The 19,182-nt window shown below is 60.6% G+C and carries 21 protein-coding genes; 14 read left to right on the top strand and 7 right to left on the bottom strand.

The window, feature by feature from the left end:
• Positions 1 to 14: 14 nt before the first annotated feature.
• The 5 genes from H8695_RS08755 to H8695_RS11705 all read right to left on the bottom strand — a co-directional run bounded on the left by H8695_RS08755 (position 15) and on the right by H8695_RS11705 (position 1,795).
• Positions 15 to 296, bottom strand: a complete 282-nt coding sequence (locus H8695_RS08755; RefSeq protein ID WP_249300666.1) for a septum formation initiator family protein — start codon at positions 294 to 296, stop codon at positions 15 to 17.
• Between the two features lie 39 nt (positions 297 to 335).
• The gene (yabQ, locus tag H8695_RS08750; protein ID WP_249300664.1) at positions 336 to 827 is read right to left on the bottom strand and encodes a spore cortex biosynthesis protein YabQ; all 492 of its coding nucleotides are present in this window, start codon (positions 825 to 827) and stop codon (positions 336 to 338) included.
• 7 nt (positions 828 to 834) lie between these two features.
• Complete coding sequence (gene yabP / locus H8695_RS08745; protein ID WP_249300662.1) at positions 835 to 1,113, bottom strand: sporulation protein YabP; 279 nt, start codon at positions 1,111 to 1,113, stop codon at positions 835 to 837.
• A 116-nt stretch (positions 1,114 to 1,229) separates the two neighbouring features.
• On the bottom strand, positions 1,230 to 1,472 hold the full coding sequence (locus H8695_RS08740) for an RNA-binding S4 domain-containing protein (RefSeq protein ID WP_249300660.1): 243 nt from the start codon (positions 1,470 to 1,472) through the stop codon (positions 1,230 to 1,232).
• 68 nt (positions 1,473 to 1,540) lie between these two features.
• Positions 1,541 to 1,795 (bottom strand): AbrB/MazE/SpoVT family DNA-binding domain-containing protein, encoded by a 255-nt coding sequence (locus H8695_RS11705; RefSeq protein ID WP_430413290.1) that lies wholly within the window; start codon positions 1,793 to 1,795, stop codon positions 1,541 to 1,543.
• Between the two features lie 148 nt (positions 1,796 to 1,943).
• Here H8695_RS11705 and H8695_RS08735 point away from each other — a divergent pair, with 148 nt between their 5' ends.
• From H8695_RS08735 to H8695_RS08725, 3 genes are all read left to right on the top strand, one after another.
• Positions 1,944 to 2,267, top strand: coding sequence for a helix-turn-helix domain-containing protein (locus H8695_RS08735; RefSeq protein WP_249300658.1), 324 nt, complete (start codon positions 1,944 to 1,946; stop codon positions 2,265 to 2,267).
• Between the two features lie 27 nt (positions 2,268 to 2,294).
• Positions 2,295 to 2,495 carry a helix-turn-helix domain-containing protein gene (locus tag H8695_RS11675; protein ID WP_346726807.1) on the top strand — a complete coding sequence of 67 codons (201 nt, stop codon included), beginning with the start codon at positions 2,295 to 2,297 and terminating at the stop codon, positions 2,493 to 2,495.
• A gap of 219 nt (positions 2,496 to 2,714) precedes the next feature.
• Entirely contained in the window at positions 2,715 to 3,917 is a 1,203-nt protein-coding gene (locus tag H8695_RS08725; protein ID WP_249300656.1) for a hypothetical protein, read from the top strand.
• A 41-nt stretch (positions 3,918 to 3,958) separates the two neighbouring features.
• Here H8695_RS08725 and H8695_RS08720 read toward each other — a convergent pair whose 3' ends face one another.
• Positions 3,959 to 4,573 carry a hypothetical protein gene (locus H8695_RS08720; RefSeq protein ID WP_249300654.1) on the bottom strand — a complete coding sequence of 205 codons (615 nt, stop codon included), beginning with the start codon at positions 4,571 to 4,573 and terminating at the stop codon, positions 3,959 to 3,961.
• Between the two features lie 122 nt (positions 4,574 to 4,695).
• Positions 4,696 to 5,289 carry a hypothetical protein gene (locus tag H8695_RS08715; protein ID WP_249300651.1) on the bottom strand — a complete coding sequence of 198 codons (594 nt, stop codon included), beginning with the start codon at positions 5,287 to 5,289 and terminating at the stop codon, positions 4,696 to 4,698.
• Positions 5,290 to 5,469: 180 nt separating this feature from the next.
• On the opposite strand from H8695_RS08715, the gene recJ reads away from it, so the two are divergent.
• The 11 genes from recJ (at position 5,470) to mazG (ending at position 19,160) form a co-directional block, all read left to right on the top strand.
• On the top strand, positions 5,470 to 7,560 hold the full coding sequence (gene recJ, locus H8695_RS08710) for a single-stranded-DNA-specific exonuclease RecJ (RefSeq protein WP_249300648.1): 2,091 nt from the start codon (positions 5,470 to 5,472) through the stop codon (positions 7,558 to 7,560).
• 2 nt (positions 7,561 to 7,562) lie between these two features.
• The gene (locus H8695_RS08705; RefSeq protein WP_249300647.1) at positions 7,563 to 9,737 is read left to right on the top strand and encodes a RelA/SpoT family protein; all 2,175 of its coding nucleotides are present in this window, start codon (positions 7,563 to 7,565) and stop codon (positions 9,735 to 9,737) included.
• A 64-nt stretch (positions 9,738 to 9,801) separates the two neighbouring features.
• Complete coding sequence (gene dtd / locus H8695_RS08700; RefSeq protein WP_249300645.1) at positions 9,802 to 10,251, top strand: D-aminoacyl-tRNA deacylase; 450 nt, start codon at positions 9,802 to 9,804, stop codon at positions 10,249 to 10,251.
• A gap of 14 nt (positions 10,252 to 10,265) precedes the next feature.
• Positions 10,266 to 10,883 (top strand): MBL fold metallo-hydrolase, encoded by a 618-nt coding sequence (locus H8695_RS08695; protein WP_249300643.1) that lies wholly within the window; start codon positions 10,266 to 10,268, stop codon positions 10,881 to 10,883.
• A 3-nt stretch (positions 10,884 to 10,886) separates the two neighbouring features.
• On the top strand, positions 10,887 to 12,335 hold the full coding sequence (hemZ, locus tag H8695_RS08690) for a coproporphyrinogen dehydrogenase HemZ (RefSeq protein WP_249300641.1): 1,449 nt from the start codon (positions 10,887 to 10,889) through the stop codon (positions 12,333 to 12,335).
• Between the two features lie 12 nt (positions 12,336 to 12,347).
• Positions 12,348 to 13,310, top strand: coding sequence for a uridine kinase family protein (locus H8695_RS08685; RefSeq protein WP_249300639.1), 963 nt, complete (start codon positions 12,348 to 12,350; stop codon positions 13,308 to 13,310).
• A gap of 160 nt (positions 13,311 to 13,470) precedes the next feature.
• Positions 13,471 to 13,806, top strand: a complete 336-nt coding sequence (locus H8695_RS08680; protein ID WP_249300637.1) for a zinc ribbon domain-containing protein — start codon at positions 13,471 to 13,473, stop codon at positions 13,804 to 13,806.
• 73 nt (positions 13,807 to 13,879) lie between these two features.
• The gene (locus H8695_RS08675; protein WP_249300635.1) at positions 13,880 to 14,557 is read left to right on the top strand and encodes a 5'-methylthioadenosine/adenosylhomocysteine nucleosidase; all 678 of its coding nucleotides are present in this window, start codon (positions 13,880 to 13,882) and stop codon (positions 14,555 to 14,557) included.
• Positions 14,558 to 14,579: 22 nt separating this feature from the next.
• The gene (locus H8695_RS08670) at positions 14,580 to 16,691 is read left to right on the top strand and encodes a glutamine synthetase III family protein (protein ID WP_249300632.1); all 2,112 of its coding nucleotides are present in this window, start codon (positions 14,580 to 14,582) and stop codon (positions 16,689 to 16,691) included.
• A gap of 23 nt (positions 16,692 to 16,714) precedes the next feature.
• Positions 16,715 to 18,343, top strand: a complete 1,629-nt coding sequence (locus H8695_RS08665; protein ID WP_249300630.1) for a putative polysaccharide biosynthesis protein — start codon at positions 16,715 to 16,717, stop codon at positions 18,341 to 18,343.
• A gap of 1 nt (position 18,344) precedes the next feature.
• A complete protein-coding gene (gene mazG, locus H8695_RS08660) occupies positions 18,345 to 19,160 on the top strand; it encodes a nucleoside triphosphate pyrophosphohydrolase (protein WP_249300628.1) in 816 nt (271 codons plus the stop codon).
• The last annotated feature ends 22 nt before the right edge of the window (positions 19,161 to 19,182 follow it).

Here is a 19,182-nt window from a genome sequence, read left to right as displayed (position 1 = left end):
ATTTCATCAGGCGGCTAGTCGCCGGTCACGTTGATGAAAATCCGTTCGTCAGCGCCGAGAAGACCGAGTTTTTCGCGGGCGATCTTTTTGACCATCTCCTCGCTCATCCCCTCGTCGAGCATGTCCTGCAGGGCGGCATTGCGCAGCTGCTGCTGTTCGATCTGCTGCTCTATTTCGCGCACGGTCTCGCGTTTCTGGTATATCTCAATCTGAAGCCCGATGATCTTGACTGCCGAGTACAGAACGAAGCTGAGCAGCGCCACTCTGAGTAATATGCTTCGGTATCTGCGCTTCATATCGGACCTCCTTTTTTCAAACGTCGACAACACAGCGGGCTAATCCTCCCGCTTATCTTTCATAATACCTGCTTTTTGCGCGTTTGAAAAGTGTTTTACAAAAGTTTTATAACTTTTTTTACGCCGGCGCGCCCGCGCTGCGGCGCGCAGCTGCCGCCGCTGCGCGAGCGCGTGCAGCGGCCGGGCGAAAAAGCGCCCCACCGCCCCGAACACGCGCCGCAAAAAGGCGATGATGGCCCGCGCGCTCCCCATGAGAAGAGCGCCGGCGGTCTGCGAGTACAGAATGGCCCCGAGAATTCCCCCGGCGAAGAGGAACCAGCGCGGCTGACCGGCGTTGACGAAGAACAAAAACACAAAGCTCCCCGCCGCCGACGCGCACCAGAACACGAGGTCCTGCAAAAAGATGAAAAAGGTGCTGCATTTGACGGCCAGACGGAAGATGCGAAAGGCATCGTAGAACAGCGCAATTCCCGCCCCCATCGCAAGCGACCACAGAAACGCGGAGGTCTGCTCCGCAATCGTGACGCTCACGGGGCCCTCAGCGCATCAGCCGGGCAAAGAAGCCGCCCTTTTTGCTCTCGCCGTCCTCGTAGCTCAGGCTGTCGATGCGCCCCTCCACCGAGAGGTCGCCGCTCTCGACGTTGAGGCGGTTGATGTGCAGCTCGCTGCCGCGGATGACAAGCGTGCCGTCGTCGGTGTAGAGCACCACCGTCTCCTCGTCGAAGCTGTCCACATCCTCAATGCCCGAAATGCTCATGGACTTTCTGTTTTCCAGAATGATGTTGTGTTTCTTGGGAATTCGTTTTTCCTCCGCCATAGCCGCTCCTCCTTGTTGTCACTCGGGCGGCGCCTGGGCCGCCATAGTCCATTTTATGAGAGGCGGCGGCGGGATATGTCCAAAAGCAAAAAGCCGGGGCCACAGGGCCCCGGCTTTCAGTCGATGATGCGGTACAGGCTGTCCGACGCGTCCTTCGCCACATGCTCGCGCACGTCGAGCACCTCGGCTTTGAGCGTCTTCTCGCCGAATGTGATGGCAATGACGTCGCCCGCCTTGACGTCGTACGACGCGCGCGCGGGCCGGCCGTTCACCGCGACGCGCCCCGCGTCGCAGGCCTCGTTTGCCACAGTGCGGCGCTTGATGATGCGCGACACCTTTAAAAATTTGTCAAGCCGCATGGCGTGCTCTCCCCTATCATTTGGTACCGCTATTGTAACACGCGCGCCGCAGCCGCGCAAGCATTGGATCAGGCCTGCCTCAATTCTTCCAGGCATCTGCCGCGGAGATAGTATCCCTGTCTGATTGTCTTCAGATCACCGGTCGCTCTGCACCTCAGGCACATTCTGGTCGCCTTTCGGATTACAACCAGGTTCCGTTTCTCATCCAGCATAAATTCAAGGGCATCTCTGTCACAAATGCCCATAAAATCCCGGATTTCCTTGGGAAGAACCATCCGCCCCAATTCATCAATCTTTCGCGTTATCCCTGTTGACTTGACCATATCTTTCACTCCCTCTGATATAGTACCATAGAGTTCTAACTGAATCAACTACTATTAAGGGTTATTTCTATTAATAGATCATACTTTATGGTTTGGCGGGACATTATGCTATTAGTAGATAAATCCCCAAATAGGAGGTGATGGCCGTATGGATACCAAGAGCTTTGGCAAAAAACTGAAATCTTATCGCTCTAAACAAGGGTGGAATCTGAATGAGTGTTCGGAGAAAATTGGTATCAGTACACGTTATCTCGCTGATATTGAGCGCGGTGACAAAATCCCAAAGCTCGAGACGTTTATTCTGATTCTCAACACGTTGGAGGCCTCTGCCGACGACGTTCTTCAGGATAGTCTTACGGTCGGTTACAAGACAAAGAGCAACGATATCATCAGAAAACTCAATGCGCTTGACGCCACGCGTCGGAACCAGGCTTTGAAGATATTTGAGAGTGTTATCCATTCGTTGAAATAAACCTTTTTCCATTTTGGAGGTGGTTTCGTGGTCATATTTGACAAGCTGTGGGAAACCATGGCCAGGCGCGAAATCACAACTTACCAGCTCAGAGAGCGCTGTGGCATTGACAGCAAGACAATTCGACGGCTTCGAGCCAACGAAAACATAGAGACAAAAACCCTGAGTAAATTATGCGCGGCTCTGTCATGCAAACTGGAGGATATTGCGGAATACAAAGCAGACTAACCATAAAAGCCAAACATCCCCTGCGAACGATCGCGGGGGATGCTTTATTTTGCGCGGATATGAATTTAACGAACTTTAGGTAGAATTTTTGTGAAGTCTGTGCATAGACAAAAAAGTTCTAATCTGTAATAATTTGGTTATAATAATTATTATTACAGAGGTGTCAATATGTCTTTTTCAAAACAGCAGAATTTTCCCACTCCCTACAGCGGCCGGAATATGCCGGAGCGCAATCTGGAGCGCGAGGCCTACTTGTCAAAGCTGCCGCCGGATACGGCCCGGCAGCTCGGCAGTATGCTGCACGAGCTCGACGAGGGGCAGAGCGCGCAGCGCAGCGCCGGGCAAGCCGGCGTCACGCCGTCAGTCACTGCCCCGCCCCCGGTCCAGGAGTGGCGTTATACGGAGCCGACCGAGACAAAACAGCTGCCCCAACTGTCCTCTCAGGGCAGCCGGCCGAAAAAAGCCGTTCTGCCAGCCGGGCAGAAGCCCGCTCCCCTTGGCATGGGCGAGCAGAGCGCCGAGCCCGCGCAAAAGCGTCTGTATCCCAAAGGGCAGCAGCCACAGGTCACACCGGTCGTCGCCCAAAAGCCACTGAAGACCTCCTCCGCCGCGGTCGGTTCCTCCGACAGAGCAAAGCTCAACAGCCCCTATCAGCCCCTCTGGGAGAGCGGCGCGCTGAATCTGCCGGAGATCGAAGATTATCTCCCGCCCGATCAGGATCTTCCCGATGCCGGTGAGACACCTCCGTTTCGGCCCGACGAAGTGACTGCCGAATTCAAATCGTCACGCCCCGCCTACGACAACGAGTACGCCGCCGCCGGAAGAGCCGATGTCAAAAAAGAACTGGAGGAACTGATGAAATACCCGCAGGCGGACAACATTTTTCAGGAGATGTGGCACAACAACTATTTCTTCAAAAATCATAGTCTGCTTAGTGAAGTAAGCAAAGAGCTGGAAGATGTGCAGGACAAGTATAACAATCTGTATATGCTCTGTTTTGCCAGTGACTTTGCCGCAAATGTCTTTGCAGGCATGGCCTCCGGCGTCAGTGGTGACGGGCTGACATCCTCACAGGCCATAAACAATATTGCAACATTGACTATGGCATATTTAAGCTCCGATCTCCCGCCCGACGTTGTAAAAAACTCTCTTAGTAATCTGTTCAAATTGCAGGAGCTGGATGAAGAAAGAGATCGTCTAGCGCAAAAAATAACAAATATTCAGAAAACTGATGCGCGTTTTATAATCAGCAATGAGTTTTACCGTGAGAAATTCATCAAGAAACTGGAAAAAATGATTGCCGATTGGCAGTCAAAGCCCGACGGCGCTTTTGAGGGGAAGATGGCCAACTATTATTACCGACAGGCGGCCATTGACTATCTCAACCACATTATTAGTATCAATATGACTTACGACCAATAGCTATTGGGTATAGACTGAAAAACATGGGAGTAACCATTTGGTTACTCCCATGTCATCCGGACTTGAAATTTTCTCTTCCATAATTCCTCATCGTCGGCTCTCTTCCCCCAGGGCAGCTTTTCCCAATATGCGCTAATAAAATCTTCTGTCAGTTCCACCTGTTCTCCGTTTCTTCTTATAAAAAAGCCATTGCTATCATCTCTTTCAAGCCGATTAGACTCTAAATAGAAGTAGCAATAAGATCTCCTCCATTCCACTTCAAAATAGTAGTACCCCTTGAAAGAAGAGCGATTTACCCATGCATCACCATACAGACTATGGTACTCGTCCCGATGTTTGTACCGGTATTGTCTTAGATATGTAAAAAACTCCTCCAGCAGCTCCGGGTCGTCGACGACACAGGACTCCTCCTCACCCTCCAGAATTCCCCGGTAAAACCGCACTCTCGTATTTTCATCAATCGGCACCGTACAGATGTCGTCAAAGCTGCGCTCGCTGTAGGTGTTAACCATCGTCGTACAGAAGCTGACAAGAAGCATGAGCCCCCACCCGCCGAAGATGAGTATCTTCAGCCAGTGGCGCCTTATGAAAAACATCACTCGGTACACCCCGCTATAATCGCTTTTCAGCGGCGCGCCCGCTCTGTTTTGCTTCATACTCGTCACCCCTCTTCCGTTCACTGTCAGTATACCAAATATACCCATATGCAGCAAGTATCTACTGGGGCTCAGGATTCTCTAAACGCATCTAATAGCCAAACAGGAGGATAACCAATTGGTTATCCTCCTGTCAGCGGATTGGGTGGCTGTGTTATCCATAACTCCTCATCATCGGCTCTCTTCCCCCAGGGCAGCTTTTCCCAATATGCACTTAGAAAATCTTCTGTCAGTTCCATCTGTTCCCCACTTTTTCTTATTAAAAAGCCATTGCTGAAACTTCGTTCAAGCAAATTAGACTCTATCCAAAAATAGCAACAATGTCTTTTCCACTCCACTTCAAAATAGTAGTACCCTTTGAAAGAGCTGCGGTCTGCCAACTCATCATAGTATTGCCCCCGCTGTTTATACCGGTATTGTCTTAGATATGTAAAGAACTCTTCCAGCAGCGCCGGGTCGTCGACAACACAGGTCTCCTCCTCACCCTCTAAAATCCCCCGATAAAACCGCACTCTCGTATTTTCGTCAATCGGAACTGTACAGATGTCGTCAAAGCTGCGCTCGCTGTAGGTATTAACCATCGTCGTACAGAAGCTGACGAGAAGCACAAGTCCCCACCCGCCGAAAATGAGTATTTTCAGCCAGTGGCGCCTTATGAAAAACATCGCCCGGCCGTGGTCGCTTTTCAGTGGCGCGCCCGCTCTGTTTTGTCTCATACTCGTCACCCCTCTTTCACTCATTATCAGTATACCAGATTTGACCATTCGCCTCAATTGAGCGCGGCGCCTCTCACCGCCCGGAAATAGGCATTGAAGTGAGACCCCAAAAATGATACAATATTTTATTATGTAAATTATCATGCGGGTTTTCCGCCCTCACGAACCGGAGGTGAGACCATGAAACAGCGCAAATGGATTGTCCGGGAGCAGGACCCCGAGGCCATTCGCTGTCTTTGCGAAAGTCTGCAGATTTCGCCCATCGTCTCGCGCCTGCTCTACAACAGAGGTCTGACCGACCCCGAGCGCGCGCGGCTGTTTCTGCGAAAGTCCATCGACATTCTCTGCGACCCCTTTCTGCTGCCCGATATGCGAAAGGCCGTCAACCGCATCAACGACGCTCTCGCCCACAACGAGCGCATCACCATCTACGGCGACTACGACGTCGACGGCATCACGTCGACGAGCATCCTCTACCAGTATCTCTCAGAGCGCACCGACAACATCGACTACTACATCCCCGACCGCATGGAGGAGGGCTACGGCGTCAACATGGCCGCCATCGACACCCTCGCCGCGGCGGGCACCACGCTTCTGATCACGGTGGACGCCGGCATCACCGCCCTGCGGGAGATTGCCCACGCAAACGATCTGGGGCTGACCACCATTATCACCGACCACCACGAGTGCGCCGGCGGCCTGCCGCCCGCCTACGCCATTGTCAACCCCAAGCGGCCCGACAGCGAGTATCCCTTTCCCGAGCTCGCCGGCGTGGGGGTCGTCTTCAAGCTGCTGTGCGCCCTGTCGGGGCGTGAACATCTTCAGGATGTGATCGACCGCTACTCGGAGCTCGTCGCCTTCGGCACCATTGCCGACGTCATGCCCCTAAACGGCGAGAACCGCATCATCGTCTCGCTCGGGCTCAAGCGCCTTGAGCACACCCGAAACATCGGTCTGCGCGCGCTGATCGCCCAGTCGGGCATCGAGAACAAGAAGATCACCGCCGGCGTCATCGGCTACACCCTCGCCCCGCGCGTCAACGCCGCCGGGCGGGTCGGCAGTCCCCGGCGGGCGGTGAAGCTGCTGCTCTCGCGCGACCCGCGCGAGGCGGCCGAGATTGCGCGCGAGCTCTGCGACGCCAACCGCGAGCGGCAGGACGAGGAGAACAAGATCATCACCGAGGCCTACGATCAGCTCGAGCACGAGCCCGGCTTTCAGCGCGACAAGATCATCGTGCTCGCGAGCGACCACTGGCACCACGGCATCATCGGCATCGTCTCCTCCCGCCTGTCGGACAAGTACTACCTGCCCTCGATCATGATCTCCTTCGACGGCGAGAGCGGCAAGGGCTCCGGGCGCAGCATCCCGGGCTTCAACATCTACGAGGCGCTCGCGGGCCAGGGCGAACTTCTCGAGAAGTTCGGCGGCCACGCGCTCGCCGCGGGCCTCTCGCTCAAGCGCGAGAACTACGACGCGTTCAAGGCCGGCATCACCCGCTATGCAAACGAGATTCTCACCGACGAGATTCTCACCCCCAAGCTCAAGATCGACTGCGAGATCGACATCCGCGACATTACGCTCAAGACCGTCAACGAAATTCTGCTGCTCGAGCCCTACGGCATGGGCAACGCCGCCCCGCTCTTTCTGCTGCGGGACATTCGCATCGACGACATCTGCCCCATCTCGGGCGATAAACATACAAAGCTGCTGCTCTCGAAAAACGGCGTCACCATCGACGCGTTTCTCTTCGGGCGCGGCACGGCCGACTTCCCCTACTTCCGCGGGGAGAAGCTCGATCTGGTCTGCAACCTCGACACCAACTCCTACCGCGGCAACATCACCGTGCAGCTCGTCATCAAGGATCTGCACCTCTCGTCGACCTACCGCGAGAGCCTGCGCGAGTACACCGAGGCGCTGCACCTCTACCAGGGCGCCGGCTGCCGCGGGCTCACCCAGCACCAGCTTCTGCACGTCATCCCCTCGCGGGAGGACTTTGTCACCGTCTACCGCTACCTGACCACGAGCGACGAGATTCACGACACGCTCGAGCTGCTCCACCGCAGAATCGGCGTGCTCTCCGACCGGCCGCCGAACATCTGCAAGCTGCGCATCTGCCTGGATGTCTTCACCCAGATGGACATGCTCAGCGTCACCGAGGAGCCGGACGGCGCGCTCACCATCCGCAAGCTGCCCGTGAGAGAGAAGAAGAATCTCGACCTGTCGCCGCTTCTCATCGAGCTCAAATCCATCAGAGGAAAGAACGGATCGTAACTATGGAAGATTTCTCGAACCTGCTTGAAAAACTCAATGACAGCGACTACCCCTACGACGTGGGGGTGATCACGCGCGCCTATGAGCTGGCCGAGAGAGCCCACGAGGGCCAGAAGCGCGTGGCGGGCGAGCCCTATATCACCCACCCGATCAGCGTGGCCGAGATCCTCGTCGACATGGGCATGGACACCGACTGCGTCGCCGCGGCGCTGCTGCACGACGTCGTGGAGGACACCGACATCACGCTCGCCGACGTGCGAAAGCAGTTCGGCGCCAACATCGCGGGGCTTGTCGACGGCGTGACCAAGCTCGGCAAGATTCCCTACACCAGCAAGGAGGAGGAGCAGGTCGAGAATCTGCGCAAGATGTTCCTCGCCATGGCGCGCGACATCCGCGTGATCATCATCAAGCTCGCCGACCGCCTGCACAACATGCGTACGCTCTCCTCCATGCCGCCGCAGAAGCAGCGCGACAAGGCGCTCGAGACCATGGAGGTCTTCGCGCCGCTGGCGCACCGGCTCGGCATGCAGCGCGTCAAGATCGAGCTTGAGGACATCTCCCTGCGCTACCTCGACCCCATCGGCTACGCCGAGATCGAGGGCGATCTGACCGCAAAGAAAGCCGAGAGCCTCGACTTTCTCGGCACCTGCATGCAGAAGATCCGCGAGCTGCTCGCCAGAGAGAAGATCGAGGACTTTCAGGTCGACGGGCGGGTCAAGTCCATCTACAGCATCTACCGCAAGATGTACAGCCAGAACAAGACCATCGACGAGATCTACGACCTCTACGCCATCCGCGTAATCGTGGGCACCATCAACGAGTGCTACAACGTGCTCGGCCTCATCCACGATCTCTACAAGCCCATTCCCGGGCGGTTTAAGGACTATATTTCGACCCCGAAGCCCAACATGTACCAGTCGCTTCACACCACCGTCATCGGCCGCGAGGGCATCCCTTTCGAGGTGCAGATCCGCACCTGGGAGATGCACCAGACCGCCGAGTACGGCATCGCCGCCCACTGGAAGTACAAAGACGGCGTCGAGAAGAAGTCGGGCTTTGACAACAAGGTCGAGTGGGTGCGCCATCTGCTCGAGATCCAGGGCACGGCAGCCGACCCCGAGGACTTCATGCGCACGTTCAAAATCGACCTCTTCTCGGACGAGGTCTTCGTCTTCACGCCGAACGGCGATCTGATCAATCTGCCCTCGGGCGCGACGGTCATCGACTTTGCCTATGCCATCCACAGCGCAGTCGGCAACAAGATGATCGGCGCCAAGGTCAACGGCAAGATGGTCCAGCTCGACTACCAGGTGGAAAACGGTGAGATCGTCGAGATCATCACCTCAAACTCCGGCAAGGGGCCGAGCCGCGACTGGCTCAAGATCGCCAAGACCTCCGAGGCCAAAAACAAGATCAAACAGTGGTTCAAAAAGGAGAAGCGCGAGGAGAACATCGAGCGCGGCCGCGAGGAGCTCGACGCCGCGCTCAAAAAGCAGAACATCACCCTGCCCGCCGACCGCGACGAGCTCCTCGCCTCCATCGCCCGGCGCGTGGGCATCACCGGCGTCGAGGAGCTCTACGCCTCCATCGGCTACGGCGGCATCACGGTCAACCGCATTCTGCCGCGTATCCGCGAGGAGTGCAACAGGAACATAAAGCCCTCGGCAGACGAGATTCTCGCCTCCATCCCCGAGTCGGCGCGGCCCCAGCCTACCAAGTCCACCTCCGACGTCATCGTCGAGGGCATCGACAACTGCCTGATCAAATACGCGCGCTGCTGCAACCCGCTGCCGGGCGACGACATCATCGGCTACATCACCAAGGGCTACGGCATCTCGGTGCACCGCACCGACTGCGTCAACGTCCGCAGCAGCCTCAAGGCCGGCACCGAGAACGACCGGTGGCTGCGCGTCTACTGGAACACGAACAAGGCCGCCTCTTTCCAGGCGTCGCTTCAGATTCTCGCCTCCAAGCGCTACGGCCTGCTCGCCGACATCACGACGGTGCTCGCCAATCTGAAAGTGCAGATACACGCGCTCAACGCCCGTGAGACGCAGGACGGCTTCAGCGTCATCCATGTGACGGTCGACGTGCGCGACGTCGAACATCTGCGCTCGGTCGTCCACAAGCTCGAGGCAGTGGAGAGCGTGGTAAAAATCAAGCGCAGCGCGGGCTGACCCCGGCTGCCCTGTCCCGTTTTGCCGCCTGCGGCGGCGCAACAGAAACAACGGAGAGGTATTTATGAGACTTGTTATACAGCGTGTAGATTATGCGTCGGTCACCGTCGGCGGCGAGCGCATCAGCGAGATCGGCGCGGGCTACCTCGTACTGCTCGGCATCCGCGTGGGCGACACCGAACGCGAGGCCGACTGGCTCGCCGACAAACTCGCGTCTCTTCGCGTCTTCGAGGACGACGCGGGCAAGCTCAACCGCTCGGTGCGCGACATCGGCGGCGAGATACTGGTCGTGCCGAACTTCACCCTCTACGGCGACGCGCGCCACGGCAACCGCCCGGGCTTCACCGACGCCGCCCGCCCCGAGCAGGCCGAGCCTCTCTATGAGTACTTCATCGAGCGCCTGCGCCAAAACGGCGTGCGGCGGGTGTGCGGCGGAAAATTCCGCGCCGAGATGAAAGTCGCCCTGCAAAACGACGGGCCCATCACCCTGGTGATCGACTCGCCCGACCGATAGAAAGGAGATTCGCCTTGGAAGTCACCACCATCACCTCCGGCTTCATGCAGAACAACACCTACCTCGTCACCGACGAGGCCACCCGCGAGACCGCGGTCATCGACCCCGGCTTTCGCAACGCCTCGCTCTACCGCGCTCTCGATGAGGGCGACTACAAAGTCAAGTACATCATTGCGACCCACGGCCACTTCGACCACATCGGCGAGGTCGCAAAGCTCAAGCAGACCCACGGCGGGCTTGTCGCCATCCACGAGGGCGACGCCGCATGCCTGACCGACTCGGCGCAGAGCCTCGTGCCGGGCGGGCGTGAGATCCCCCCCTGCCCGCCGGACATCGTGCTCCACGGCGGCGAGACGCTCACGCTCGGCGCGCTGCCGCTTCGCGTCTATCACACCCCCGGCCACTCAAAGGGCGGCATCTGCATCGAGGCCGAGGACTATCTGTTCACCGGCGATACGCTCTTTCACGACGACGTGGGCCGCACCGATCTGCCCGGCGGCAACTACGAAGAGCTCCACCGCTCCATCCGCGACGTGCTCGGCGCCATCGAGGGGGAGCGTCACATCATGCCCGGCCACGAGGAGCGCTCCACTCTCGACTACGAGAAAGCGCACAATCCTCTGTTTCGCTGAGCCATGAAGATCACCATTGTCGGCCATGAGGAACGCTATCTGATCGAGTGCCTGTCGCTGCTGTTTCTGCCCGGGTGCTCCTTTCGCGACGACGCCGACGGCCGCTCGGCCGTGAGCCGCGTCACGCTCGACGGGGAGCGCGCGGCCATCCACTCCTCCATCACGGCGGACGGGCGCACCGCCGCCGACGAGACCGTCGAGCGGCTCGCGCCGGACGACGGCGCTCTCGCCCGGGCCGTCGCGCGCAGCTTCTACCGCGCGGGACAGCGGCTGACGGGCCTCAAGCCCCCCTGGGGCACGCTCATCGGCATCCGCCCGGCGAAAAAGGTCGCGGCTCTGCTGCGCGGCGGTCTCACGCCGGACGGGGCGGCGGACTATCTTGCGCGCGAGTATCTCACAGAGCCCGGCAAAACCGCGCTGTGCCTCGCCGCGCTCGAGGAGGAGCGCGAGGCGCTGCGGGTGCTGCCCGCGCACTCGGCGAGCCTCTACATCGGCATCCCTTTCTGTCCCTCGCGGTGCAGCTACTGCTCGTTTGTGTCCCACTCCATTGAAAAGGCGCGCCGCCTGCTGCCGGGCTATCTCGAACTGCTCGGGCAGGAGATCGCCGCCACCGCGGACGCCGCGCGCCGCGCGGGGCTCACGGTGAACACCGTCTACATCGGCGGCGGCACGCCGACCGTGCTCGACGCAGACCAGCTCGACACGCTGATGGCCCGCGTCGGCGACTGTTTTCCGGCCGGGAGTCTCGCCGAGTACACCGTCGAGGCCGGCCGGCCCGACACCATCACCCCCGAAAAGCTCGCGGTCATCCGCGCGCGCGGCGCGAACCGCGTGAGCATCAACCCCCAGACCATGGACGACGGCACCCTCGCCGCCATCGGGCGCACCCACACCGCCGCCGACATCGAGCGCGCCTATCGCGAGGCGTGCGCCGTCGGCTTCGACGCGGTCAACATGGACATGATCGCAGGGCTGCCGGGCGAGAGCGCCGAGAGCTTCTGCCGCAGCGTCGACCGGGTGCTCGCCCTCGCGCCGGAGAATGTCACCGTCCACACCCTCTCGCTCAAGCGCGCGGCGAATCTGCGCGCCATGGGCACCGACATCTTCAGGGGGGAAAACGAGAAGGTCTCGGCCATGCTCGCCTACAGCCAGCAGGCTCTCGCCCGGGCGGGCTACCACCCCTACTACCTCTACCGCCAGAAGAACACCATCGGAAACAACGAGAACATCGGCTTCTGCCGCGACGGCAGGGCGAGCCTCTACAACATCTACATCATGGGGGAATTTCAGACCATTCTCTCCTGCGGGGCGGGCGGCGTGACCAAGTTTGTCTTCGACGGCGGCGAGCGCATCGAGCGTATTTTTAACCCCAAGTATCCATATGAATATAGAGACCGCTTTTCGCAGATTCTACAGGAGAAGGAAAAGATCGTCTCGGCCTTTTCCCGGTAAAGGAGGTTTGAGATGGACCGCAAATTCACCGCTGACAGCTCCCACATCGACATCGGCGAGCTCAACCGCGAGGCGCGGCTGAACCCCGCCGCCCTCGTCGCGCAGACCGAGCGGGGCTACGACTCGATTGTCGAGGACCTCGCCGAGGCGCTGCGCCTCGTGCGCGACGACCGGCCGGTCATCATGCTCTCGGGGCCCTCGGGCTCGGGCAAGACCACGACCGCGCTCAAGACCGAGCGCCTGCTCGACAGCTCGGGCTGCGAGGCCCACGTCATCTCGATGGACAATTTCTTCTACGAGCCGCAAAACGCCCCGCGCAAGCCCGACGGCACGCAGGACTTTGAGACCGTCTACGCGGTCGACCTCGACTGCTTCGAGGACTTTTTCCGCTCGCTTCTCAGCGGCCGCGAGACGCCCGTGCCCCGGTTCGACTTCACCTCCGGCCGGCGCACGACCCACCGCCACCCGCTGCGCTACCGCCGGGGCGACATCTTCATCGTCGAGGGCATCCACGCGCTCAATCCCATCGTCACCGGGAAGCTGCCCGGGCAGAACTGCTCGCGGGCCTACATCTGCGTGGATTCCGACTTCCGCGAGGGGGAGCAAAAGGTGCTCGGCCGCACCGACATCCGCCTGATGCGCCGGCTGATCCGCGACTACAAGTTCCGCGGCAGCAGCCTGCGGCGCACGCTCGAGATGTGGGACGGGGTGCTCGCCGGCGAGCGGGAGTTCATCACCCCCTACATCCCCGAGGCCGACATCCGGTTCAACACGGTCTTCCGCTACGAGCCCGCGCTGATGGCAGGCGAACTTCGCCCGCTTCTCGCCGGGGAGCTGAACGCTCCCGACTGCCCCGCGAAGATCGCAGAGCTCCACCGGGCGCTCGGGCGCTTCGAGCCGCTCGAGGCGGCGCTCGTGCCGAGCACGTCGCTGCTGCGCGAGTTCATCGGCGACAGCGACTACCACGAACAGTGAGCGCAGAAAAGTTCACAAATTCGTCTTTTCCTTTTTGCCCGTCCATGCTATACTATTGTAGTTAAAGAGCCGTTTCTCCCGCCCCGGCGGCTGGGAATCGGCCGGATTCAACCGACCAGTTTTGAAAGGAGCGTTTCAGATGGGACTTTCGGGAGATATCATGAACAAGGTGAAAAAGGCGACCGAAACAGCCACCCAGAAAGTGGGCGAGCTCACCGAGTCCGCGAAGCTCAACATGGAGATTTCCGCCGTTGAGTCCGACATCAACGACCTCTACCGCGAGCTCGGGCGCGCGGTCTACTTTGCCGCCAAGACCTCCGACAGCATCTTTGACCCGGCGGAGCTCATCGGCAAAATCGACGGCAAGACCGACAGACTGGTGGAACTCAAGGCCCAGCAGGACGATCGCCGGGGGCTTAAGACCTGCGCCGCCTGCGGCAAGCGCACAGACGCTGAGAATGAGTTCTGTCCCGCCTGCGGCAAAAAACTCGACTGATCGCGGGCGGCGGCCCGCAGGGGCGGCCCTCTGCGGCCGCCCTTTTCATTGGCCCCGCCGGAAAGGATACCACATGAAGACATACGGCATCATCGCCGCGCTCGACGGCGAACTCTCGTCTCTGCTCGAGCTGATGGACGGCGCCGAGACCCGTGAGCTGCTCGGCCACACCTACTACATAGGCCGCATCGGCGGCTCCCGCGTGGTCGCCACGGTCAGCGGCGTGGGCAAGGTCAACGCCGCGGTCACCTGCATGAGCCTCATCGGCGCGTTCCAGCCCGACTTTGTGCTGAACATCGGGCTCGGCGGCGCGCTCGACGACGCGCTGCGCCTTGGCGACATCACCGTGGCCGACACCGTCACCTACCACGACATCTGCCCCGGCGACATTCTCGACAACTACTACCCCGAGGGCGGCCGCTTTCACGCCGACCGGGATTTGAACCGCCGCATCACCGAGGCCTGCGCCCGGCTCGGCGAGCCCTGCCGCCTGTGCACCGTCGCGACAGGCGACCAGTTCATCGAGAGCACCGAGCGCAAAAACGCCATCCGCGCGGCGACCGGCGCCGCCTGCTGCGAGATGGAGGGCGGCGCCATCGCCCAGGTCTGCGTGATGCACGGCGTGCCGTTCTCGGTCATCCGCATGATCTCCGACAGCGCCGACGAGGCCGCCGACGACTCCTTTGACCGGTTTTTGAAAACCTCGGTCAAGACCTACAACCAGATTGTCAAAATGCTGTGTGAAGCGTGATTTCCCCCGGAGGAGAGAACATATGACAGACAAAAACGCACGCACGTCGCTGAAGATCTCCGAGCTCTTTGCTGAGAACGTCTACAGCGACGCGGTCATGAAGCAGACGCTGCCCCCCGACGTCTACGCGGCGCTGCGGCGCACCATCGACCAGGGGGCAAGTCTCGACCCCGAGCTTGCCGAGGCCGTGGCCGAGTCGATGAAAAACTGGGCCATTCAGAAAGGGGCTACCCACTTCACCCACTGGTTTCAGCCCCTGTCGGGCATCACCGCCGAGAAGCACGAGAGCTTCATCGCGCCGGTGCCGGGCGGGCGGGCCACCATGCAGTTCTCGGGCAAGATGCTCGTGCGCGGCGAGAGCGACGCGTCGAGCTTCCCGTCCGGCGGGCTGCGCGCCACATTCGAGGCGCGCGGCTACACCGCGTGGGACTGCACCTCCCCCGCCTTTCTCAAGGAGGACGCCGCGGGCGTCACCCTGTGCATCCCGACGGCGTTCTGCTCCTACGGCGGCCACGCGCTCGACCAGAAGACCCCTCTTCTGCGCTCGATGGAGGCCCTCTCGAAACAGGCTGTGCGGGTGCTGCGCCTGTTCGGCGACAGCGAGACCACGCGCGTGACCACCATGGTCGGCGCGGAGCAGGAGTACTTTCTCATCGACCGCGACTCCTACCGCCGGCGCGAGGATCTGCGCCTGACCGGGCGCACGCTGCTCGGCGCGAAGCCCCCCAAGGAGCAGGAGACCGACCACCACTACTACGGTGCGCTCAGCGAGACGGTGGCCTCTTTCATGGCCGAGGTCGACCGCGAGCTCTGGCGCATGGGGGTCTACGCCAAGATCAAACACAACGAGGCGGCCCCCGCCCAGCATGAGCTCGCCCCGATTTACGCCACCGCGAACATCGCCGCCGACCAGAACCAGCTCATCATGGAGACTCTCAAAAAGGTCGCCGCCCACTACGACCTTGTGTGTCTGCTGCACGAGAAGCCCTTTGAGTACATCAACGGCTCGGGCAAGCACAACAACTTCTCGCTTGTCACAGACGGCGGGGAGAACCTCTTCGATCCCGGCAAAAACCCGGCGGAGAACTGGCGCTTTCTCGTGTTTCTGTGCGCGGTCATCCGCGCGGTCGACAAGCACGCGGGGCTTCTGCGGCTGTCGACGGCAAACGCCTCGAACGACCGCCGCCTCGGCGGCTTTGAGGCCCCGCCGCCCGTGATCTCCATCTTCATGGGGCAGGACCTTGAGGAGATTCTCTCCCACATCAAGTCGGACCGCGAGACCCCCTGCAGCCACGGACGCACGCTCGAGCTCAATGTGCCGACGCTGCCCACCATCGTCTCGGACGCCACCGACCGCAACCGCACCTCTCCCTTTGCGTTCACCGGCAACAAGTTCGAGTTTCGCATGCCCGGCTCCTCGCAGCCGCTCGCCGAGACCAACACGGTTTTGAACACCATCATCGCCGAGTCGCTCGACGACATCGCGACCCGCCTTGAGATGGCGGGCGATTTCCAGAGCGAAGTGCGCGAGATTTTAAAGGACATTCTCAAGCGCCACGACCGGGTTCTCTTCTCGGGCAACGGCTATTCGCCCGGCTGGCTCGAGCAGGCGCGCGAGCGCGGGCTGCCCATCATCCCGTCGGCGGTCGACGCAGTGGAAATCCTCCGGCAGAAGCAGACCGTCGACCTCTATGAGAAGTACGGCGTCTTCACCGCCGAGGAGCTCGCGTCGCGCTACGAGATTCTGCTCGAGAGCTACACCGGGCAACTTCTGCTCGAGGGGCGCACCCTCGCCGACATGGTCGAGCGCCAGATTCTGCCCGCCGGAAACGCCGCCGCGGCCGAGCTCGCCGCGTGGACCGACAGTCTCGGCGCGCAGCAGAGCGCCCAGGGGGCGCAGCTTCGCACCATGCGCACGCTGCTCGACGGCGTCTACGACGGTCTCGCGGCGCTGCGCGCAGCGCTCGGCGAGGCGTCCCGCAGCGGCGGCGTCAAAGCCCGGGCCGTCTGCGCGCACGACACGCTGCTGCCCGCCATGGAGCAGCTGCGCGCCGTGTGCGACGAGCTCGAGTGCGCCGTGCCGGCAGACCGCTGGCCCATTCCGACCTATGCCGAAATGCTCTTTCAGGATTAACCATCGACAGTAAGGGAGCGACTATGTCACAATCTTCTTCCAAACAGAACTACATGCAGGGCGCCATTGTGCTGCTCATCGCCGGCATCGTGGTCAAGGTGGTCGGCGCGCTGTTCAAAATTCCGCTGACCAACCTCATCGGCGGCCAGGGCATGGCCTACTTCACCACCGCCTACGACATCTATGTGTGGATGTACATCATCACCACCGCGGGACTGCCCGTCGCAATTTCGCGCATGGTCTCCGAGAGCAACGCCCAGGGCCGCTACAAAAACGCCCGGCGCATTCTCTCCATCGCGTTCGGCTCGTTTCTGGTGCTGGGGCTTCTGGGCTCGGCCTTTCTGTTCATCGGCGCGGGCAGCCTCGCGCGCGCTTTCAGCAACCCGAGCTCGGTCTACGCCATCATGGCCATTGCCCCGGCGATTCTCTTTGAGATCACCATGAGCGCCTACCGCGGCTTCTTCCAGGGCAACAAGGACATGGTGCCCACCGCCGTGTCGCAGGTGATCGTGGCCGTGGTCAAGCTGCTCGGCGGCTTTGTGATCGCGTGGTACATTCTCAGTCTCGATCTCCCGCAGGAGGTACGCCTGCCCTATGCGGCGGCGGGTGCCATCTTCGGCGTCACGCTCGGCACCATGTTCGGCGCGCTCTACCTCATCGTCAAAAAGGCCTTTTTCAAGCCTCAGCTCGTCCACGAGGCGCCGCCCGACGACCGGGTTGAGGGGCGCGGCGTTCTCTTCCGGCGGCTGCTCGCCATCACCATCCCCATCGCCATCGGCTCCTCCGTGCTGTCGGTGACCAATCTGCTCGACATGGGGCTTCTGATGGACCGGCTGCTCGCCGCCGGCATCACCCAGGCCGACGCCGAGATGCTCTACGGCAGCTATTCGAGCCTTGCGCGCACCATGTTCAATCTGCCGACGGCGCTGATCATTCCCATCGGCACCAGCGTCATCCCGGTGATCTCGGAGAAGTACTCCATCGGCCGCATCGGCGAGGCCAAGGGCATCGTCGACTCGGCGCTGCGCGTGGCGATCCTGCTCGCGCTGCCCTCGGGCTTCGGGCTCGCGCTGCTGTCAAAGCCCATTTTGAATCTGCTGTTCTCGGCCAGACCTGCCGAGGTTGAGATCGCGGCGCCGCTTCTGACGGCGCTCGGCCCGGCGGTTCTCTTCGTGTGTCTGGTGTCCATCACAAACGCCATGCTCCAGGCCATCGGCCGCGAGCGGGTGCCGGTATTCACCATGCTCGCCGGCGGCGCCGTCAAGCTGGTGTCCAATCTCGTGCTGGTCGGCAACCCCGCCATCAACATCAACGGCGCGCCCATCGGCACCAATCTCTGCTACGGCGTCATCACGCTCTTGAACGTCATTGTGCTCGTACGGGCCATCGGCCCCATGAGCCATCTGTTCGACGCGACGGTCAAGCCCCTGCTCGCGTCGCTGGTCTCCTGCGGGGGCGCGGCGGTGCTGTGCAGCTTTCTCTCGCGGCACATTTCGCCGCATCTTGCCACCGTCGCCGCAGTGGGCTTTGCCGTCGTGTTCTACTTTGTGCTTCTGATTGTCACAAAGGCGCTGCGCGGCGAGGATATCCGGCTTTTGCCAAAGGGTGACAAAATCGAAAAAATGCTTGCAAAACGGGGGTGGATACGTTAGAATGGATACGAATATTTCACGTCTGGCCAACCAGAAAACGCCCTACACCTGGGCGGATTTTCTCGAGATCGTCGAGATTCTCAGAAGTCCCGGCGGCTGCCCGTGGGACCGGGAACAGACCCACGAGTCCATCCGCAAAAACTTCATTGAGGAGACCTACGAGGTGGTCGAGGCCATCGACCGGGCAGATGCCACGCTGCTGTGCGAAGAACTCGGCGACATTCTGCTCCAGGTCGCGCTTCACGCCCAGATGGAGCGTGAGCGCGGCGTCTTCACCGTCGACGATGTGATCGACGGCGTCGCCAAAAAGCTCGTGCTGCGCCATCCGCATGTCTTTGGCAGCGTCGTGGCCGACGACTCCGACGCGGTGCTCAAAAACTGGGATCAGATCAAAAAAGTCGAGAAGCATCAGCGCAGCCAGACCGAAGTTCTCGAGAGCGTGCCGAAGTACTTCCCGGCTCTCATGCGCGCCGAGAAACTCCAGGCCAAGGCCGCCAAGGTCGGCTTTGACTGGCCCTCGGCGGAGGGCGCCCTCGAAAAACTCGACGAGGAGCGCGCCGAGCTCGCCGCCGCCATCCGCGAGGGCGACGCGGCGCACATCGACGAAGAGCTCGGAGATCTGCTCTTCTCGGTGGTCAACGTCTCGCGCTTTCTCAAGGTCGACAGCGAGGAGTCGCTCTCGCGCACAAGCGAGAAGTTCATCCGCCGCTTCGCCGCGATGGAGCGGGCCGCCGCAGCCGCCGGCAAACAGCTTGAGCAGCTGTCTCTCGACGAGATGGACAAGCTCTGGAACGACGCAAAAAAACAGGAAGAATGAATGGTCGTGAGGCTTTGCCGCC

Source organism: Feifania hominis, assembly GCF_014384765.1.
Taxonomy (GTDB): Bacteria; Bacillota; Clostridia; order Oscillospirales; family Feifaniaceae; genus Feifania; species Feifania hominis.
Note: the sequence above shows the minus strand (reverse complement) of the source record. Positions and strands in the feature narration are given on the sequence as shown.

Excerpts from the sequence above, each read along its gene's own strand:
- H8695_RS08755 (WP_249300666.1), bottom strand. The coding sequence starts at position 296 with ATGAAGCGCAGATACCGAAGCATATTACTCAGAGTGGCGCTGCTCAGC.
- yabP (WP_249300662.1), bottom strand. The coding sequence starts at position 1,113 with ATGGCGGAGGAAAAACGAATTCCCAAGAAACACAACATCATTCTGGAA.
- H8695_RS08740 (WP_249300660.1), bottom strand. The coding sequence starts at position 1,472 with ATGCGGCTTGACAAATTTTTAAAGGTGTCGCGCATCATCAAGCGCCGC.
- H8695_RS11705 (WP_430413290.1), bottom strand. The coding sequence starts at position 1,795 with ATGGTCAAGTCAACAGGGATAACGCGAAAGATTGATGAATTGGGGCGG.
- H8695_RS08735 (WP_249300658.1), top strand. The coding sequence starts at position 1,944 with ATGGATACCAAGAGCTTTGGCAAAAAACTGAAATCTTATCGCTCTAAA.
- H8695_RS08725 (WP_249300656.1), top strand. The coding sequence starts at position 2,715 with ATGCCGGAGCGCAATCTGGAGCGCGAGGCCTACTTGTCAAAGCTGCCG.
- H8695_RS08720 (WP_249300654.1), bottom strand. The coding sequence starts at position 4,573 with ATGAAGCAAAACAGAGCGGGCGCGCCGCTGAAAAGCGATTATAGCGGG.
- H8695_RS08715 (WP_249300651.1), bottom strand. The coding sequence starts at position 5,289 with ATGAGACAAAACAGAGCGGGCGCGCCACTGAAAAGCGACCACGGCCGG.
- recJ (WP_249300648.1), top strand. The coding sequence starts at position 5,470 with ATGAAACAGCGCAAATGGATTGTCCGGGAGCAGGACCCCGAGGCCATT.
- H8695_RS08705 (WP_249300647.1), top strand. The coding sequence starts at position 7,563 with ATGGAAGATTTCTCGAACCTGCTTGAAAAACTCAATGACAGCGACTAC.
- dtd (WP_249300645.1), top strand. The coding sequence starts at position 9,802 with ATGAGACTTGTTATACAGCGTGTAGATTATGCGTCGGTCACCGTCGGC.
- hemZ (WP_249300641.1), top strand. The coding sequence starts at position 10,887 with ATGAAGATCACCATTGTCGGCCATGAGGAACGCTATCTGATCGAGTGC.
- H8695_RS08685 (WP_249300639.1), top strand. The coding sequence starts at position 12,348 with ATGGACCGCAAATTCACCGCTGACAGCTCCCACATCGACATCGGCGAG.
- H8695_RS08680 (WP_249300637.1), top strand. The coding sequence starts at position 13,471 with ATGAACAAGGTGAAAAAGGCGACCGAAACAGCCACCCAGAAAGTGGGC.
- H8695_RS08675 (WP_249300635.1), top strand. The coding sequence starts at position 13,880 with ATGAAGACATACGGCATCATCGCCGCGCTCGACGGCGAACTCTCGTCT.
- H8695_RS08670 (WP_249300632.1), top strand. The coding sequence starts at position 14,580 with ATGACAGACAAAAACGCACGCACGTCGCTGAAGATCTCCGAGCTCTTT.
- H8695_RS08665 (WP_249300630.1), top strand. The coding sequence starts at position 16,715 with ATGTCACAATCTTCTTCCAAACAGAACTACATGCAGGGCGCCATTGTG.
- mazG (WP_249300628.1), top strand. The coding sequence starts at position 18,345 with ATGGATACGAATATTTCACGTCTGGCCAACCAGAAAACGCCCTACACC.